1 pseudogene is annotated in these 345 nt (G+C 72.2%); it reads right to left on the minus strand.

Going from position 1 to position 345, the window contains the following annotated elements:
- Positions 1 to 25 precede the first annotated feature (25 nt).
- Positions 26 to 345: pseudogene (locus tag VL15_RS41640) on the minus strand (MFS transporter); the annotation flags it as partial.

Raw genomic sequence — 345 nt, forward strand, 5'->3', positions numbered from 1 at the left:
GCGCCGCGCGGCGCAGTGTCCAGGTTCAGCGCGAACCGCTGCGTGCGGCGCCGGCAGGTTGCCCGCCCGCGCCGGCCGACCAGAACGGCAGCCACGGCGTCGTGACGAAGCTCGCCGCATGCAGCGCGCAAAGCAGGCCGAACGCCCACGCGTACGCGCTGGCCTGCGTGCCGCCGATCGATGCCGATTCGGCCTGCAACCGTCACGCGAGGAACAGCGTGCATAGCGTCGTGAACGCCGGTCAGCCGAGGCGCTGCACGATATTGAGCGAGGTGGTCGCCATCGGCAGGTTGCGGCGCTCGACCGACGTATACGCGGCGGCGATCGACGGCGCGCCGATCGCGC

This window comes from Burkholderia cepacia, from assembly GCF_001039005.1.
In the GTDB taxonomy this organism is placed as follows: domain Bacteria; phylum Pseudomonadota; class Gammaproteobacteria; order Burkholderiales; family Burkholderiaceae; genus Burkholderia; species Burkholderia theae.